The organism is Aequorivita viscosa (assembly GCF_900106795.1).
Taxonomy (GTDB): Bacteria; Bacteroidota; Bacteroidia; order Flavobacteriales; family Flavobacteriaceae; genus Aequorivita; species Aequorivita viscosa.
Map to the genome: position 1 here is coordinate 109,491 of NZ_FNNS01000009.1, position 19,431 is coordinate 128,921.

General features: G+C 36.1%; 15 protein-coding genes. 12 read left to right on the plus strand and 3 right to left on the minus strand.

All coding sequences use genetic code 11. The annotated features are described in order from the left end of the window. Positions 1-23: 23 nt before the first annotated feature. Positions 24-629, plus strand: a complete 606-nt coding sequence (locus BLW28_RS07100) for a hypothetical protein (protein ID WP_073216951.1) — start codon at positions 24-26, stop codon at positions 627-629. Between the two features lie 133 nt (positions 630-762). Further along, positions 763-2,064, plus strand: coding sequence for a 30S ribosomal protein S12 methylthiotransferase RimO (gene rimO, locus BLW28_RS07105; RefSeq protein ID WP_073216949.1), 1,302 nt, complete (start codon positions 763-765; stop codon positions 2,062-2,064). Positions 2,065-2,172: 108 nt separating this feature from the next. Here the strand turns inward: rimO and BLW28_RS07110 are convergent, their stop codons facing one another. From BLW28_RS07110 to BLW28_RS07120, 3 genes are all read right to left on the minus strand, one after another. Next, positions 2,173-2,727: a hypothetical protein gene (locus BLW28_RS07110; protein WP_143036852.1), complete on the minus strand. Its 555-nt coding sequence runs from the start codon at positions 2,725-2,727 to the stop codon at positions 2,173-2,175. A gap of 143 nt (positions 2,728-2,870) precedes the next feature. Further along, positions 2,871-3,233, minus strand: a complete 363-nt coding sequence (locus BLW28_RS07115) for a DUF4870 domain-containing protein (RefSeq protein ID WP_073217105.1) — start codon at positions 3,231-3,233, stop codon at positions 2,871-2,873. Between the two features lie 420 nt (positions 3,234-3,653). After that, the gene (locus tag BLW28_RS07120; protein ID WP_073216945.1) at positions 3,654-4,145 is read right to left on the minus strand and encodes a Dps family protein; all 492 of its coding nucleotides are present in this window, start codon (positions 4,143-4,145) and stop codon (positions 3,654-3,656) included. Positions 4,146-4,695: 550 nt separating this feature from the next. On the opposite strand from BLW28_RS07120, the gene BLW28_RS07125 reads away from it, so the two are divergent. The 10 genes from BLW28_RS07125 to pseB all read left to right on the plus strand — a co-directional run bounded on the left by BLW28_RS07125 (position 4,696) and on the right by pseB (position 19,430). Next, entirely contained in the window at positions 4,696-9,603 is a 4,908-nt protein-coding gene (locus tag BLW28_RS07125) for a fibronectin type III domain-containing protein (RefSeq protein WP_073216943.1), read from the plus strand. A gap of 511 nt (positions 9,604-10,114) precedes the next feature. Next, complete coding sequence (cysQ, locus tag BLW28_RS07130; RefSeq protein ID WP_073216941.1) at positions 10,115-10,915, plus strand: 3'(2'),5'-bisphosphate nucleotidase CysQ; 801 nt, start codon at positions 10,115-10,117, stop codon at positions 10,913-10,915. Between the two features lie 179 nt (positions 10,916-11,094). Further along, positions 11,095-12,420 carry a nucleotide sugar dehydrogenase gene (locus tag BLW28_RS07135; RefSeq protein ID WP_073216940.1) on the plus strand — a complete coding sequence of 442 codons (1,326 nt, stop codon included), beginning with the start codon at positions 11,095-11,097 and terminating at the stop codon, positions 12,418-12,420. Between the two features lie 96 nt (positions 12,421-12,516). Then, positions 12,517-13,512 carry an SDR family oxidoreductase gene (locus BLW28_RS07140; RefSeq protein WP_073216938.1) on the plus strand — a complete coding sequence of 332 codons (996 nt, stop codon included), beginning with the start codon at positions 12,517-12,519 and terminating at the stop codon, positions 13,510-13,512. Between the two features lie 133 nt (positions 13,513-13,645). Next, positions 13,646-14,062, plus strand: coding sequence for a DUF2061 domain-containing protein (locus tag BLW28_RS07145; protein WP_073216935.1), 417 nt, complete (start codon positions 13,646-13,648; stop codon positions 14,060-14,062). An 8-nt stretch (positions 14,063-14,070) separates the two neighbouring features. Then, positions 14,071-14,667, plus strand: coding sequence for an adenylyl-sulfate kinase (gene cysC, locus BLW28_RS07150; RefSeq protein WP_073216932.1), 597 nt, complete (start codon positions 14,071-14,073; stop codon positions 14,665-14,667). Further along, the gene (gene cysD / locus BLW28_RS07155; RefSeq protein ID WP_073216929.1) at positions 14,664-15,569 is read left to right on the plus strand and encodes a sulfate adenylyltransferase subunit CysD; all 906 of its coding nucleotides are present in this window, start codon (positions 14,664-14,666) and stop codon (positions 15,567-15,569) included. The genes cysC and cysD overlap by 4 nt, the downstream gene beginning before the upstream one ends. Positions 15,570-15,637: 68 nt before the next feature. Then, complete coding sequence (locus BLW28_RS07160; protein ID WP_073216926.1) at positions 15,638-16,894, plus strand: sulfate adenylyltransferase subunit 1; 1,257 nt, start codon at positions 15,638-15,640, stop codon at positions 16,892-16,894. A 79-nt stretch (positions 16,895-16,973) separates the two neighbouring features. Then, entirely contained in the window at positions 16,974-18,365 is a 1,392-nt protein-coding gene (locus BLW28_RS07165; RefSeq protein WP_073216923.1) for a UDP-glucose 6-dehydrogenase, read from the plus strand. Between the two features lie 48 nt (positions 18,366-18,413). Beyond that, the gene (gene pseB / locus BLW28_RS07170; RefSeq protein WP_073216920.1) at positions 18,414-19,430 is read left to right on the plus strand and encodes a UDP-N-acetylglucosamine 4,6-dehydratase (inverting); all 1,017 of its coding nucleotides are present in this window, start codon (positions 18,414-18,416) and stop codon (positions 19,428-19,430) included. Position 19,431 lies beyond the last annotated feature (1 nt).

Genomic DNA, 19,431 nt, shown 5'->3' on the forward strand with positions numbered 1-19,431 from the left:
TGTCCGGCGTAAAATCGATTAAAATGAAAAATGTATTTAAACTTTTTGTATTGTCTTTTTTTCTGATGGCTTTTCAATGTGATGATGATATGGGAAGTTCTTTGGTTTTTAATACTTTTAAAACCAGTGTAACGCCGCAGTCAAATTTTACGTTGAATGATACAATTTGGGTAACTGGAAAAATATCTTCAAGGGTTTTTGATAACGAAACAAACGATTCAATTTTCTTTAATGATCACCCTTTTTCAGACGAATTTCTGGTTATGAAACTCATTAATTCAAATCCGGAGGTTACTAGTGAAGGTGCAATAGACCATTTTAAAATTGTGACTAGTGTTGGTGATTCGTACACTTCGGTATGTGATGAATCTAATTTGATAGCACAAAATGCATTAGGTTCTGATATGGAGTTTTATACTTATAAAATAGGTTTTGTGCCATTGCAAACTGCCGATTACGTTTTTAGTTTTAGAGATGCAACTTTGACTAATTCTGAACGAAACGAACATATAATTCAAAACTATCTTATGGCAGCACATCCTGGTGAAATAGGTTTCGATCAATGTGGTTCATATAGTTACAGGATTTTAAGCGAAACTAATCGTGAATTTTATTTCACGGTACGCTAGAAATAATATTCGGTTTTAATAGTGTTTAAAAGCATCTTCAGGCTTTTCAAAATTTAAAAACTTCACCTTTAAGCTATTCGTATTGATTTAGTTTAAATGGTTGTATCTTTGCACCCCGATAATAAAAATCTATATGCGTACTAAAACCCTAAAGAAGAATAAAATTAACGTAGTAACCCTTGGCTGCTCAAAGAATGTTTACGACAGTGAAGTGCTGATGGGGCAGCTTCGTGAGAGTAACAAAGAGGTTGTTCACGAAGAAGAAGGGAATATCGTGGTTATTAATACTTGCGGATTTATAAATAATGCCAAGGAAGAAAGCATAAACACTATTCTTGAATACGTTCAGAAAAAGGAGGATGGCGTAGTAGATAAGGTTTTTGTTACTGGTTGCCTTTCCGAAAGGTATAAACCAGATTTACAGAAAGAAATTCCAAATGTTGATGAATATTTTGGCACTACAGAACTTCCAGGTTTGTTAAAAGCTTTGGGTGCTGATTACAAACATGAATTAATTGGTGAACGAATTACAACTACGCCAAAAAACTATGCATATTTCAAAATAGCGGAGGGTTGTGATAGACCTTGTTCTTTTTGCGCAATTCCAATTATGCGAGGAAAGCACCGAAGTACACCTATGGAAGATTTGGTTGTTGAAGCCGAAAAACTTGCAGCAAAAGGAGTGAAGGAATTGATTTTGATCGCTCAAGATTTAACCTATTACGGTTTAGATTTATACAAAAAAAGAAACCTTGCAGAATTACTTCAAAAGTTAGCAAAGGTTGAAGGGATTGAGTGGATTCGCTTGCACTATGCATTCCCAACAGGGTTTCCAATGGACGTTTTGGATGTAATGCGTAGCGAGCCTAAAATTTGTAATTATATAGATATTCCATTGCAGCATATTTCGGATTCAATTTTGAAGTCGATGCGCCGCGGAACTACAAAAGCGAAAACAACCAAATTGTTAGAAGAGTTTAGAGCTGCCGTTCCTGAAATGGCAATACGAACTACTTTAATTGTTGGGTATCCTGGCGAAACTGAAGAGGATTTCCAAACCCTAAAACAATGGGTGAAAGATATGCGTTTTGAACGTTTGGGATGTTTTACATATTCACACGAAGAAAACACTCACGCCTATAATTTGGAAGACGATGTTCCCGAAGAAGTGAAAATGGATCGGGCTAATGAAATCATGGAAATTCAATCACAGATTTCTTGGGAATTGAATCAACAGAAAATAGGCAAGGAATTCCGAGTGGTTATCGATAGAAAAGAAGGCGGTTATTTTGTAGGAAGAACAGAATTTGACAGTCCCGATGTTGATAACGAGGTTTTGATTAATGCCGAAAACGATTATTTGCGAACAGGTGAGTTTTTCACGGTGAAAATCACAGCAGCTGAAGATTTTGATCTTTATGCAGAAGTGGTTTAAGCTCTAGTAAAATAACAATTAGCAACCTTTGACAAAGGTTTTAGGGCATACCCTTAAAAAACTACATATCCATAGGTACAATGGTTATTTGGGATAATCTTAAATTACTTACATCTTTTTGATTACGGCTTTGGCCAAGGCTGAAGTTTTTTCAATCAAATCTTGAGTATTCAAAGGGTTTTCATTTTTTGGTTTCACATAAATAGATATGTAAAATATGTAACCATCTTCAGTTACTCGTAGTTGGCCATTTTCGTACTCGCTCCACGAAGCTTTATCGCCTATTCCTGGTACTTCTTGAAGGTTGTGTTTGCTATAAACCTGCTTATTTTGGGTTTCCCAAGTTTTGTTCATTTCTGCTTCACTTTTTTGTGCCCAATGTGCAAAAGCAAATCGAACTGTATATTCCAAATTAGGGTTTTCTGGTGATTGCCATTTGTAATAACAAATTTCATCGTGTTTTTTGGTTTGTTCTATTTCTACCTGATTTGAAAGGTCGAAAACGGATCGAACATCACTGACAGTAATCAATTCACAACTATCAGAATTGTCATAGCTTCCTTTTTGATCGCTCGTTTTGTCATTGCAAGAAGATGCTAGAATAACCAAAGACATAACCAATAGAAAAATTGGATTCGTTAGTGAATTTAAAGATGATTTCATAAATTGATTTTTTAATTAGTTTTCTAACTTATCAATGACATTTTTAAAAGCATATTTTTAGGAACATAATTCTCTCAGTAACACCTGTTGTCACTACCTTAAATCTAAAATTCAACACGTTTTGTGAGTTTAAAATGATAGAATTAAGAAATGCCACTAAGCCATTCTTGAAATTTTTCACCTAAAACAGGAACGGGTTTTCTTTCTCCATTTACAGCGCTTATCAATGCTATTACCCATAAGGCAATAATTAAAAGCGATCCTAGCATACTAATCAGCCAACCTACAAATGGCACATAACTAAGTATGCTAAGTGCTATTCCAAACAGTCCCAATCCCAAAGATTGCCTTATATGAAAAGCAGTAAATGAATTCTTTTTTTCGTTATTTATAATAAAAGCGATTATAAGTCCAAAAATGGTCATATAAGAGACTATTGCCATTGTTTTTCCTTCTTCAATCGTTGATGCTTCTGATGAATTTGGTGTATTTGTTTCGTCTACCATTATATTATTTTTATTCGTTGTGTATTTTGACAAGAACATATAGATAGGAGAACAAAAGCTTTGTTTTTTCTTTAATCCAAAAGCAGGGAGTAGAGGTTTTTACGATTGTTTCTATATGGTTTGTACAATGCTGCCAAAAATCTGTTCAAAACGCACGACGGATATTCCGGTTTTAAATGTACTAATATGTTTTTTCTCTTACAGTAGCTAATGAGTATTTCGTTGACTTAACCTAGCATTAGGTGGTTTTGAGTGAGAAAGAACTTAGTTTTCAAAATATCAATGTAAATTTTTAACTTCAAAAGGAGTCTGAATAGAAGCTGATAAGCGCTGAAGGTTGTAGCATGAAAAAACTGGAATAATAAAAACCAAGGTGTTTTTACTGTTCCAGTTTCTAATCTCATGTATTTAGAAGTTTACTTATGCTTCTGGGTGGTTATCTGTGGCTTTCATTGTCCAAGCATCCAACATCCAGCTTACCTTTTCAATATAACCAATGTATCCTCCAATCAGGTCGATTGTTCCTTCATCTTCAGCCTTATCGGCAGTCTCGATCACCTTACGCATTTGTTTTAAAAGAAGTCCGTGGTCGGTTAATAGTTTTTCAACCATTTCTAAATCTTTAGTATTTTCAGAAGCTTCTTTGATGCTGCTCATTTTTATGTAATCTGAAAAATTGCTTGTAGGTTGAAAGCGTAATGTTAAAATGCGTTCAGCGATTTCGTCAATTTTAACTTTGGCATCATCATACATTTCTTCGAATTTGTTGTGAAGGTCAAAGAAATGATTGCCTACGATGTTCCAATGGAAGTTACGTAGTTTTTGATAGTATAAATGATAATCTGCTAAAAGAACATTTAGTTCTTTTGCGGTAGCGGTTGTTTTCTTTTTATCAAGATTTAAATAGCTCATATAGTTGTTTTTTTAAGATTCACCCAAAGATAATTAAAGCTTAAGCCAGAAGCAATTAAAAGAGAGGGTTTAGCCTTTTTTTAACGTAAGAAAGATGGGTTTTTTACCACTTTTTAATTTTTATAAATTTCTCAAATAAAACAGTAGCAAATTAATTTATCGCAACAATTTATGAGGCTTAAATACTCAGGTTTTCAGGTTTTGAAGTTGTCTTGAATTTTTGTTACAACAATTTTAGTTTACTTGTCATGACGTCAACAGAATGTTGAATTGAAGGTTTTAAAAATTTTTAAATTTAGAATGTTACACACTTTGTTGTTAATTCTTAATCATAACTATATAAAAGAGGTATGTTAATCTTTGTTAATTTAAAATAAATGTTTACTTTCACGGTCGCCAATGTATAATTAATGTTTTAATTAATTTGTTAAGGTTTTGGTTATCAGTGTTAGCAATTGTTTACAGCAGTTGTACGTGTTAATTGAACGCCTTAATTACTTTATTTTTAAACCTTGATTTCTAAACGCTTTATTAACAAAAAACCCTACTAATGAAAAAAATTACATTACTGATTCTATTTGGACTTCTGAGTACTTGGGCGAATTTTGCTCAAGTTATTGTAGGAAGCCAAAACGGCACTACGAATGCCATGCCAATTAGCAGTTGTTTTGCCTATTCTTATAGCCAACAGCTGATTTATCAAAGTGATATCAATTCTACTGCTGGAGATATTACTTCTATCTCGTTTTATTTTGATAGAACAACGTCTACAACCAATAGCAATAGTGCTGGATGGACAGTTTATTTAGGTCATACTACAAAAACTCAGTTTTCAAATAACGACGATTGGTTGCCGTTCGCAGAGTTAACTGAAGTTTATACAGGAACAGTGACATATCCAGCTGAAGGAAATCAAATGCTTATAACCTTTGATACCCCATTTCCTTACAATAATGTAGACAATCTTGTTGTTGCTGTTGATGAAAATCAACCAGGATTTGATTGTACTAATTATTTTGGAAAAACTGGAGCTATGGGTTCTGGAAGAAGTATTTACTTCCGAAGTGATACCGATAACCCTGACCCTGCTGCGCCTCCAACAGCGCAAGCAAGAACAAACTTTATTAATAATGTTATTTTAGGAGGGCTTCAAGAAGCTTGTCCAAGACCATCTAACCTTACTATAACAGGAGGAACGGATACTACTGCAGATTTAAATTGGGCAGAAAATGGTGTGGCTACAGAATGGGAAGTGGTGTACGGCGTTGCAGGTTTTAATCCGAATACTGAAGGAACAATAATTCTCGATGACGATGGTACTCCTGGACTTACAGTAACAGGTCTAAGTGCAAATACACTTTATGATTTTTATGTTCGTGCAATTTGTGGAGTGGGAGAACAAAGTGCTCTTGTAGGCCCTGTTGCTTATAATACTAGTTGTGGTATTTCGTCTCCTCCATTTACTGAAGGTTTCGAAACTTCGTTTACAGATCAGCAACCGCTTGGAGGATGTTGGTCACAGAGTTCTGTAACAGGCGCAAATGAATGGATTACAAATAATACGTTAACTAATTATAACCGTGGGCCACGAAGTGGAGGTTGGAATATCTATTTGCGATATGGTAATGAAGATTGGATATTTTATCCTTTAAGCCTTACAGGAGGTACTTCTTACGAACTTCGTTTTTATGCAAGACAAGATAGCGCTAATGGTGCCAATGCAAGTGTTGCCGCTGCCTTTGGATTGACAGATACTCCTGCAGGGATGACAAATACTATCCTTCCGTCAACTCCTGTGATTAATGGTGACTATCAAGAGTTTTCTGAATTCTTTACACCAACAGATACTGGGATCTATTATATTGGTATAAAAGGACAAATAAGTTCAAGTCCTTGGTATCTTTCAATAGACGATATTAGCGTTGAAGAAGCTGCTGGATGTTTACGCCCAGGAGCTCTTGCAGTTGGAACAGTTACAGACACAACAGCAGAGGTGAGCTGGACTCCAAACGGACCTGCTACAGAGTGGAATGTTATTTATGGAATAGCAGGTTTTGATCCGTTAACAGAAGGAACAACAGTTACAGTAAGTGATGATCCACAAACTACCCTTACAGGTTTAACAATAGATACGGGCTATGAATTTTATGTTCGATCTATTTGTGCGCCAGGCGATGAGAGTACACTTTCTTCATCAAAATATTTCTATACTGGATATTGCGAGTATACATCTACTACGACTAGCTACTATATAAATAACTTCTCTACAACAGATGGTGGGCAGAATATTACAAATTTGAACTCTGGGTTGTCTCCAGGAGGATATGGTAATTTTACCGATAAGATAGTGGCGGCTTGGGCTGATGGAAGTTTTGATTTTGATGTTAGCTATGGTAGCTCTTCAACATCTAGTTTCGGATTTAACATGTGGATTGATTATAACGGAAACATGGAGTTTGAGGAGTCTGAAAAAGTTCATGCGTCCGGTGGCTATAGCACTGGTGAACAAGGTACTATTACTGTTCCCGCTGGTACTCCAAATGGCAATTATAGAATTAGAATAGTGGCTGATTGGTTAAATACAAACCCACAGCCTTGCGGTACCTCATCATACGGTGAAGCTGAAGATTATACGCTTATGGTGATAGATCAACCTACTTGTATGCCGGTTAGTGATTTAGTAGTTACTTCACTTACACACGAAAGTGCCGTTGTTGCTTGGACTCCTTATGGGGCTGAGACAGAATGGGAAGTGATATACGGACTAACAGATTTTGACCCGCTTACGGCAGGAACTTCAATTCCAGTTCTAACGACTCCTGAAGCAACACTTTCTGGTTTAGACCCTAATACTACCTACGATTTTTATGTAAAAGCGATATGTAGCCCTACAGATGAGAGTTACTTGGCAGGTCCTATGAGTTTTACAACTTCGTGTGTGCCAGCAAGTATTCCTTTTAACGAAGGTTTTGAAACAGGTTATACTCACGATCAGCCACTCGCTGGATGTTGGTCACAAGCCTCTATTACAGGAGGAAATCCTTGGACTTTAAACAATACGTTTACTACGTATAATCGTACTCCTAATACTGGAGATTGGAACGTAACATTACGATACGGAAACGAAGATTGGATGTTCTATCCGCTTGATCTTACAGGAGGAACTACTTATATGTTAACCTTTTATGCTAGACAGGATAGTGCCAATGGTGCTAATGCAAGTATTTTAGCTGCATATGGAACGGTTGATAACGCAGCAGCAATGACAAATGCCATTGTGCCTTCAACTCCTTTGGTCAATGGAAACTATCAAGAATTTTCTGAATTCTTTACCCCTGCAACTTCTGGTGTGTATTACTTAGGAATTAAAGGTACTATTAGCGGAAGTCCTTGGTATATTTCCTTAGACGATATTAGCGTAGAAGAAGCTAGTGGATGTCTGCGTCCTGGTGCTTTAACAGTCGGAGAGGTTACTGAAACCACAGCTGTTGTGAGCTGGACTGAAAACGGTTCGGCAACAGAATGGAATGTTGTATACGGTGAAGCAGGTTTTGATCCAGAAACTGAAGGAACTACTGTTGTTGTAAATGGCACTCCAGAAACAACTCTTACAGGGTTAATTAGCGATACTGGATACGAATTTTATGTACGTGCAATTTGTGGTGCAGGTGATGAAAGTACGCTTTCTGCGGCTAAATATTTCTTTACAGGGTATTGCCAGTATACTTCAACTTCGACGTCTTACTATATCAATAACTTTGAAACTACAGAAGCTATCCAGAATGTTAGCAATACCAATTCGGGACTATCGCCAAATGGTTATGGTAACTTTACCGATATGGTTGTAACTACATTCGCAGGTGGAAGCTTTGACTTTAGCGCTAGTTACGCTGGAACTTCTACTTATGGATTTAACATGTTTATCGATTACAACGGAAACATGGAATTTGAAGCTTCTGAAAGAGTGTATGCTTCTGGAGGTTATTTCTCAAGTGCTCAAGGTACTATTACTGTGCCTATGGATGTTGCAAATGGTAACTATAGAATTAGAATTATAGCTGATTTCTTAAACACAAACCCTCAGCCTTGTGGTACTTCTGCTTACGGAGAAGCTGAAGATTATACCTTAATGATTATTGATACCCCTAGTTGTATGCCTCCAAGAGGTGTTGCTGTAATTGGCGTTACAGAAACTACTGCCGATGTAAGTTGGACTCCTTGGGGAACTGAAACAGAATGGGATATTATTTTTGGAGCTCCAGGATTTGATCCAGAAACTGAAGGAACAATACAAAACCATACAGGTGGTGTGGCTGAAGCAACTATCACTGGTTTAACAGCTAGTACCGAATACGAATTCTACGTGAGAGGTGTTTGTGGTGTCGACGATGTTAGTATTTGGACAGGTCCAGGTTACTTCGTTACCGAATGTGTTGTTTTGAACATTCCTTATATGTTAGATTTTGAAGGAGCAACTCCTCCAAACTTGCCAATTTGTACAAGTACTGAAGCTATAGGTAACAGTAGTAGTTGGGAAACTTCATATGTTAACCAAAGCGGATTTACCGGTAAAGCGTTACGTTACAAATGGTCACAAAATGATGCAAACACTTGGTTCTATACGCAAGGTCTAAATCTTACAGCTGGAATTGAATATAAAATCTCGTATAAGTACGGTAATAGCGATAACGGTTTCACTGAAAAAATGAAAGTAGCCTATGGCGGTGCTCCAGGTGCTACCTATATGACCAATGAACTGGCTGATTATACAGAAATTAATACAGGAGAACCAACCGAGGAGTCAATAATATTTATGGCTCCTGAAGATGGAGTATACTACTTTGGTTTCCATGCGTATTCATCTGCAGATCAATTCTACTTATTTGTAGATAATATTCATATTGGCTTTGCGGCCGAATGTGATGTTGTAACCGATATAGAAGTTGTAGAGATTACGGATGAATCTGTTACAGTGTCTTGGACAGAGTCTGATACTGCTTCCGATGGTTACACTGTAGATGTGTATCTTGCAGGTGCAAATCCGAATCTAGACACACCAGTGGCTACTGAAACTGTTCCTGTGGGTACTTCTAGTGCTACAGTTACTGGTTTAATGCCAGATACAGCTTATGATGTTTATGTTACTTCAGATTGTGGTGAAGGAAATGTGATAAGAAGTCAAGCAATAGGCTTTTCAACTGCTGTTGTTGGAATTGGCAGTAATAATTTAGTGAAAATAACTTATTTCCCAAATCCAGTAAAAGAGCAATTGACCATAACTGCTGCTAAATCGATTGAGAGTGTAATTGTTTATAATCTTTTAGGTCAAACTGTAATGCAGGTTGAGCCAAGAAACGTAAATGTTGTATTAGATATGTCAGCTTTGCCAACTGGAACTTATGTTCTTCAGGCAAACGTTGTGGATGCTTCTTCCACTTTCAAAATTGTGAAAGAGTAAGCTAAGTAAAATTTGTTTATGTAAAAAGAGATCTAGCAATAGGTCTCTTTTTCATTTTATATCAGTATTGTCCGCGAAAAGGAACAAGACCCGCCAGCCTTAAAGTAATCAATCGGGCAGGAAAGGCACGTTCGGGCGGACCACTGTCGTTACAAGAACCAAGCCTGCCCGTCGGCGAACCGGGATCCAAGATTAAATTGTAAAACACCGAAAATGTGTCTTTTAGTTTTTAAAGATTGAAATAAGTGATCTATCGAAATTGTTATTTGCTTTTTCTACGATGGTCAAACTGGGTCTTTTTCAATATTGTCAAGGTTTTTAGTGTTATAGTCTTTTTTTATTTATTACATCTAATAATTTAAAAGCCAAATGATAAAGATTTATCTACCTTGTTTTCTATATTTGTCCCTTTATAGCTTGATGGGTGAATTAGTAACAGTTCTTTATTAGTAATGGATAGAGTTGTTGTTTTAATCTGCTGTTTTTTAAGCTAAAGAAAACTAACCAATCAATGAAATTATACTTAACAGTGGCACTTGAAGCCGCATTAAAAGCCGGAATTGAAATTTTAAAAGTTTATGGAACCGATTTTAATGTCGAAATTAAAGGAGATGATTCCCCGTTAACTCTTGCGGATAATAATGCGAACGACGTTATTAATTCTTACCTTAGACCTACTAATATTCCAATTATAAGCGAGGAGAATAGACAGTTGCCTTATGTTGATAGAAAAAGTTGGAACCGTTGTTGGATTGTAGATCCACTAGATGGTACTAAAGAATTTATTAAACGTAATGGAGAGTTTACTGTCAATATCGCTCTTGTTGAAGAAGGTGTGCCTGTGCTTGGAGTAATTTACGTTCCCGTTTCGAAAACACTATACTTTACTTCGATAGATAAAACTTCCAAAAAAATCACCCTAGATTCAGAGGACGTTTCCGTTGAGGAAATTTATGAAAAGGCATTTCAAATTACTCCGCAACCCATTATTGATGTCGTTAAGGTTGTAGGTAGTCGGTCACATTTAAACGAAGATACCGAAAGGTTTATATCGAAGATTGAAGAAAAGAACAAAGTAGAGATAGTTTCCATGGGAAGCTCTCTAAAGTTTTGCATGGTCGCAGAAGGCCTTGCTCATATCTATCCCCGTTTTGCCCCCACAATGGAATGGGACACTGCAGCAGGACATGCTATTTGTAGAGCTGTAGGAGTAGAAGTAGTAGATCAAGCTACTGGAACCCAAATGAAATACAATAAACCAAATTTACTTAACAATCATTTTATGGTAGGAAGTGCGATTAACGTTGTTTAATCGTCTTCTGCTTTATAATAGATGGATGTAATTGGGTTTGGCTAAGAATATTTTAGTAAATCGCGTTTAGTATTTTTCCTTACTGCTTAATTTTGCAGTTTTGTGAAATTTTGACCGATTATTAAAGGCAATAAGTTTTAAATGAAAATTATAAATAATTAATAAACGATACTTCAACAATGAGTGATGTGAATTCTGAAATTAAAATAGCTGTAATAGGTCTTGGATATGTAGGTTTACCTTTGGCTAGGCTATTCGCAACCAAATATCCTGTAATAGGCTTTGATATAAACAGAGGACGGGTAGAAGAACTGCAAAAAGGTCATGATAGTACAAAAGAAGTTGATGACGATGTGTTACAAGATGTTTTAATTACATCTAATCCTTTGAGGTCTTGCTCACTTGAAGAGTCAAAGGCGCCAATGACAAAAGGCTTATTTTGTACTTCCGATATAATGGATATCCAAGAGTGTAATTACTTTGTTGTTACAGTGCCAACCCCTGTTGATAAAAATAGACGTCCTATTTTAACTCCTTTGTATGCTGCCAGCGAAACCGTGGGTAAAGTTTTAAAGAAAGACGATATTGTAATTTATGAGTCTACTGTGTATCCTGGAGTAACAGAAGATGAGTGTGTTCCAGTTTTAGAAAGAGCTAGTAATCTTCGTTTTAATGAGGATTTCTTTGTAGGATACTCTCCTGAGCGTATTAACCCTGGAGATAAAGAGCATACTGTCGATAAAATCCTTAAAGTTACTGCAGGTTCTACCCCTGAAGCTGCAAAAAAAGTTGATCACATTTATTCTTCCGTTATTACAGCAGGCACCTATTTAGCTCCAAGTATTAAAGTAGCAGAAGCTGCAAAGGTTATTGAGAATTCTCAACGAGATATTAATATAGCTTTTGTGAATGAGCTAGCTAAAATATTTAACTTAATGGAAATTGATACCCTTGCTGTCTTAGAAGCTGCGGGTACTAAATGGAACTTTTTACCATTTAGGCCAGGTCTTGTAGGTGGTCACTGTATTGGGGTTGATCCGTACTATTTGGCTCAAAAGGCGCAAGAATGTGGTTACCACCCTGAAATTATTTTAGCAGGACGCCGCCTGAATGATTCCATGGGAGAATATGTTGCTTCTCAAGTTGTAAAATGTATGATTAAAAAAGGAGTTTCTATAAACGGTGCTGAAGTTTTAATGCTAGGAATAACCTTTAAAGAAAATTGCCCAGATGTGCGTAATACTAAAATAGTTGATGTTATTGCTGCTTTAGAAGATTATGGGGTGAAAGTGAAAGTGTATGACCCATGGGCAAATAGCGAAGAAGTGCTTCATGAATACAATATTGTTTGTGATAATGAACTGCCTGCCATTAAATTTGATGGAATTGTTTTAGGGGTGGCGCATAACGAATTTTTAGACTTGGATTTAAGTGGTCTGAAAAACGATGTAACCATTGTCTACGATGTTAAAGGTGTTTTAAGTGATGCCGACGGTAGGCTTTAACTAAAAAAGTGGAAAGTGTGATTGCTTTCTCGTTATAATCCCCTTTTTATTTGTACTTCTTTAGTTTTTCAATATTATTTTTAAATAAAATCAGTAATGAACTTTGAACAATTTGTAGAATTAAAAAACCAACGAGTTTTGGTGACTGGTGGAGCAGGATTTATAGGCTCTAATCTATGTGAGGTTTTACTTGACTTGAACGTAAAAGTTACTTGTCTAGATAACTTCGCAACTGGACACAAACACAATATAGCTCCTTTTCAAAGTCATCCAAATTTTCAACTAATCGAAGGGGATATTCGTGACCTGAAAACTTGTAACGATGCCTGTAGCGAACAAGATTTTGTTTTGCATCAAGCTGCTCTAGGCTCTGTTCCTAGATCTATAAATGATCCAATTACGTCAAACGATGTGAACATTGGTGGATTTCTAAATATGTTAGTTGCAGCTCGAGATGCAAATGTAAAGCGTTTTGTTTATGCTGCTAGTAGTTCTACTTATGGTGATTCAGAAGCTTTACCTAAGGTGGAAGATAAAATAGGAAAACCATTATCTCCTTATGCTATTACTAAATACGTGAACGAGCTCTATGCTCAAGTTTTTCACACAACATACGGTCTTGATACAATAGGTTTACGATATTTTAATGTTTTTGGAAGGCGTCAAGACCCTAATGGTGCATACGCAGCTGTAATTCCTTTGTTTGTTAAAAAGTTTATGGCTCATGAAAGCCCTGTGATCAACGGGGATGGAAGTTATTCCAGAGACTTTACATACATAGACAATGTGGTGCAAATGAACCTTTTGTCTATTACAACTAAAAATAAAGAAGCATTAAATCAAGTTTATAATACGGCAGTAGGAGATAGAACTACTTTGGTTCAACTTACAAGCCTACTAAAAAAATATTTAAGTGCTTTTGATGACCAAATCAAAGATGTAGAAGTTTTGCACGGTCCAAATCGAAAAGGGGATATTCCTCACTCGTTAGCTTCTATTACTAAGGCTGAAGAACTGCTGGGATATAAACCTAGTCATACAATTGACAATGGAATTGAACAGGCCGTGGCCTGGTATTGGGAAAATTTATAATGAATGTTTTTTCAAGAATAAATATGGTGATAGAACAACGATGTTTAGTGAAAGACAATTCACAGGCGGCTAGTCATTTGACTGGAGTTAAAGGTGTTTGCGATTTTTCAAACAATAACTTTTTAGAAAACCAATGTTAGGAAGATCACGAAAACGACATATTGCAAAAACTATAACGTGGCGCTTTGTAGGAACCCTTGATACAATATTAATATCGTGGTTCATAACTGGGGATCTTTGGGCTGGATTGAAGATTGGTTTTGCCGAAGTTACTACAAAAATGATTTTGTACTACCTTCACGAACGTGCATGGTTTAAAATAAACTTGACCAAGGCTGGGATTATTAGAGAAAGCAGAGTCAGGCATATCGCTAAAGCGTTAACGTGGAGAACGGTTGGAACATTAGATACTATGATGCTCTCTTGGATAATAACTGGAAATCCCTTAGCTGGATTAAAAATAGGGCTGTCTGAACTGTTAACAAAAACGATATTGTATTATATTCATGAAAGAGTTTGGTACAAAGTTAATTACGGTTTAAAAGATTGATAATAAATATGAACGAAAATATATTTGAACACAACTTCAATATTAAGCGGGAGAATCGGAGTGTTTTAAAAAAGCATAAGCCTATATTGATATGGTTTACGGGGCTTTCAGGTTCTGGAAAATCTACAGTTGCTAATGCAGTTGAGCAAACACTTTACAATAAAAATGTTCATACCTATTTATTAGATGGGGATAATGTAAGAAACGGAATTAATTCAAATTTATCATTTTCTCCAGAGGATCGTACAGAAAATATTCGCAGAATAGGAGAAATCGCCAATTTAATGCTAGATGCAGGATTAGTGGTGTTGGCTTCCTTTGTGTCACCTTATAGAGTTGATCGGGAGAACGTGAAAAAAATTGTTGGACCATCTAATTTTGTTGAAGTGTTTGTAAACACGCCTATATCAGAATGTGAACGTCGAGATGTGAAAGGTCTATACAAAAAAGCGCGGAATGGTGAAATAAAGAACTTTACTGGAGTTAATGCTCCATATGAAGTACCTTTGAATCCCGAAATTGAAATTGACACCACGAAGGAGCGTTTAGATGATAGTGTCACTATAATCATTAAGCAAGTATTGAAAAAAATTGAAATAACATGAGTAAGTATTATTTAAATTATTTAGATGAATTGGAATCGGAAGCAATCTTTATACTTCGTGAAGTATATGCCCAATTTCAAAATCCAGTAATATTATTTTCAGGAGGAAAAGACTCTATTCTTCTCACTCACTTAGCTAAAAAGGCTTTTTATCCTTGTAAAATTCCATTTGCTTTACTTCACGTAGATACAGGTCATAACTTTCCAGAAACTATTCAATTTCGAGATGAGTTGATTGAAAGTTTAGGCGTTGAGTTAATAGTCGGGTCTGTTCAAGAATCAATAGATAATGGAAGAGTTGCAGAAGAACGTGGTAAAAATGCTACTCGAAACTCACTTCAAATAACGACCCTCTTAGATGCAATAGAAAGCAATAAGATTGATTGTGCTATTGGTGGAGGAAGACGCGATGAAGAAAAAGCACGTGCTAAAGAGCGTTTCTTTTCACATCGAGATGATTTTGGACAATGGGATCCAAAAAACCAGCGCCCTGAATTATGGAATTTATTGAATGGAAAATATTTTGAAGGCGAACATTTCCGGGCTTTTCCGATAAGTAATTGGACAGAAATGGATGTGTGGAACTATATAAATCGTGAAAACATAAAAATTCCATCCCTCTATTTTGCTCATCAACGTGAAGTTGTATGGCGGAATGATTCTTGGATTCCTGTTTCGGAATTTTTGAAATTAGAACCTAATGAAAAAACTGAAACAAAAAAGATTCGTTTTAGAACCCTTGGAGATATAACAATTACCGGAGGAATAGAGTCTGATGCCGACACGCTTGAAAAAATTGTTGCGGAAGTAGCGGCTATGAGAATGACGGAACGAGGTAATCGAACAGACGATAAACGTTCTGAAACAGCAATGGAAGACAGGAAAAAACAAGGATATTTCTAAAAAAATAAACGTAAAAAATAAAGCTTTATCATTAGTATATAGGTGAATAAAGCATAAATTCAGGATAAATGATGGTAGATAATAATCAATTATTACGGTTTACAACCGCAGGAAGCGTTGATGACGGGAAAAGTACATTAATAGGGAGATTGCTTTATGATTCAAAATCTATATTTGAGGATCAATTGACTGCTGTTGAAAATACAAGCAAGAAAAAAGGACACGATAATCTTGACCTTGCTATGTTTACAGATGGTTTAAGAGAGGAGCGAGAACAAGGTATTACTATCGATGTTGCGTATCGATACTTTACAACACCTAAAAGAAAATTTATAATTGCCGATACACCGGGACATATTCAATATACTCGAAATATGATTACGGGTGCGTCCACTGCCAATGCAGCTATTATTCTAATTGATGCTCGACATGGCGTTATTGAGCAAACTAAAAGGCACTCTTTTATTGCTTCACTTCTCCAAATACCACATTTAGTCGTGTGTATCAATAAAATGGATTTGGTTAATTACGATGAAGCGGTATATGATGATATTGTTAATCAATATGAAAAACTATCTTCCAAACTTGTTACCAAAGACATCACCTTTATTCCAATAAGTGCGTTATATGGTGATAACGTTGTAAACCGTTCTGAGAATATGGAATGGTACAAAGGAGCTGCTTTGCTATATACACTTGAAACATTGCACATTACCAATGATTTGAATAAAATCGATGCTCGTTTTCCTGTGCAAACTGTATTGAGGCCTCAAAGAGAAGGGTTTATAGATTATCGAGGGTATGCTGGTAGAATAGCTAGCGGGATATTTAGGGTTGGAGATGAAGTTATTTCACTCCCTTCAGGATTTACCTCAAAAATAAAAAGTATTGATACGTTTGAGCAGGAACTTGATGAAGCTTATGTGCCTATGTCTGTTTCTATAACCCTGGAAGATGATATAGATGTTAGTAGAGGGGATATGATTGTTAGAACCAACAATAGACCCGAAACCTCTCAAGAATTTGATGTTATGTTGTGTTGGATGAGCAGTAAGCCATCGCAGCCAAGAGCAAAATACACCATTTATCATACGGAAAACTCGCAAAAAGCAATGATAAAAGATGTGTTATACAAAGTAGATATTAACACGTACGATCGCATTAAGGAAGTGGAAACTTTTGAAATGAATGATATTGGAAGAGTGACCATTAGAACGACCAAGCCATTAATGATAGATTCTTACGGCACTAACCGTACTACTGGGAGTGTTATTTTGATCGATGATAACACAAATGAAACTGTTGCAGCCGGAATGATTGTATAAGAATGTAAAAAAAAAAGGGAATCAAAGTTATTCGGGAACAAATGATTCGTAATAAATAGTCGCTTAAAATTTTAAATATATGAAGATTAAAAATATTTGTTGTATCGGAGCAGGTTATGTTGGAGGGCCTACGATGTCTGTTTTGGCAATTCAGAATCCAGATATTAAAATAACTGTGGTTGATATTAACGAAGAACGTATTAAAGCCTGGAATGACAAGGATTTGAATGGCCTCCCTATCTATGAGCCAGGACTAAAGGAAATTGTTCAAAAAGCAAGAGGACAAAATTTGTTTTTCAGTACTGATGTTGAAAAAGCAATTGATGAAGCTGAAATGATTTTTATATCTGTAAATACGCCGACCAAAACCTACGGTAAAGGAAAAGGAATGGCGGCTGATTTAAAATATATAGAGCTTTGTGCCCGTCAAATTGCTAAAGTTGCAACTACTGATAAAATCGTAATAGAAAAATCGACCTTACCAGTGCGTACTGCACAAGCAATTAAAAATATATTAGATAATACAGGAAATGGTATTAAATTCCAGATTCTTTCTAATCCCGAGTTTTTAGCTGAAGGTACAGCTGTACAGGATTTGTTAAATCCAGACCGCGTGTTGATTGGAGGGGAGGAGAGTGATGAAGGTAAAGAAGCAATCGACGCCTTGGTAGATATTTATGCTTCTTGGATCCCTAGGGAGCGAATATTGACTACAAATGTGTGGTCTTCAGAATTGTCAAAATTGGTTGCAAATGCCTTTTTAGCCCAGCGCGTATCTTCGATTAATGCTATTTCTGAATTATGCGAAGTAACGGGAGCCGATGTGGACGAGGTAAGCCGCGCTATTGGAATGGATAGTCGGATAGGGCCAAAATTTTTAAAAGCGTCAGTTGGTTTCGGGGGTTCTTGTTTCCAAAAGGATATTTTAAACCTGGTATATATAGCCAAGACGTATGGGCTCAATGAAGTCGCTGATTACTGGGAGCAGGTCATTATTATGAATGACCACCAAAAGAATCGTTTTGCCGAGAATATCGTAAGCACACTCTATAACACGGTTTCAGGAAAGAAAATCACATTCTTGGGTTGGGCTTTTAAAAAAGATACAAATGATACTAGGGAATCTGCAGCTATTTATGTTGCAGATGCATTATTGAACGAACAAGCCGAAATCTGTGTATATGATCCAAAAGTGAGTCAAGAACGCATTTATGCAGATTTGGATTATTTAAATACAAGAAGCCCAGAAGAAAATAGAAGGTTAGTTAAGGTGGTTAAGGACCCATACGAGGCGTGCCAAGAAGCTCATGCGATCGCTATTTTGACTGAATGGGATGAATTTAAAGAATATGACTGGAAGCGGATATTCGACTCGGTAATTAAACCAGCTTTTGTTTTTGATGGACGAAAAATTTTGAATAAAACAACTTTAAATAAAATGGGATTTGAGTATTATGCTATTGGCAGTTAATTCTGTGTGCTTAAGCTTAAAATTAAATTGTATCAATAATATACAGAAATGAAGGATCTAGAAAATAAATCAATTCTTATTACTGGAGGCACAGGTTCTCTTGGAAAAGCTTTAACTCAACATATTTTATCCAGATACCCTAAGGTTAAAAAACTGGTTATATATTCTCGAGATGAACAAAAGCAATTTCAGATGGCTCTAGAGTATCCATCAGATAAATTTCCGCAAATACGCTTTTTAATAGGAGATGTAAGAGATGCGGAAAGACTTAAAAGAGCTTTTAAGGATATTGACTTTGTAATTCATGCAGCTGCTATGAAGCATGTGCCAATAGCAGAGTACAATCCAGACGAATGTGTTAAAACCAACATTCATGGAGCTCAGAATGTTATTAATGCCTGTTTAGAAACAGGGGTTAATCGAGTAGTAGCACTTTCTACTGATAAAGCTTGTGCGCCTATTAATTTATATGGAGCGACTAAGCTAGCTTCAGACAAGCTATTTGTAGCGGCAAATAATATAACAGGATGGAATCCTATTCGTTTTTCTGTAGTTCGCTATGGGAATGTTATGGGGTCTAACGGTTCTGTTATACCGTTTTTTATAAATATGAAAAAGGAAGGGGTACTGCCTATTACAGATTCCGAAATGACACGTTTTAATATATCTCTTCAAGGTGGTGTAGATATGGTTATGCACGCTTTAGAACATGCATGGGGAGGAGAAATATTTGTTCCCAAAATCCCGTCATATAAAATTATGGATGTAGCAGAAGCTATTGGCCCAGAGTGTGAACATAAAGTTGTAGGTATTAGACCAGGAGAGAAAGTACACGAAGAAATGATAACTCCGTCAGATTCCTTTTACACATACGACTTAGGTAAATATTATACAATTTTACCTTCTAGGCCAAAATGGAAACTAGATGATTTTGTAAAAACTTTTGACGCTAAAAAGGTTCCAAACGGATTTGCTTATAATTCAGGGACTAATGATGAATGGGAAACTGTGGATTCATTAAGATCTTTAATTATTGAACATGTTGATTCATCTTTTAAAGCATAAA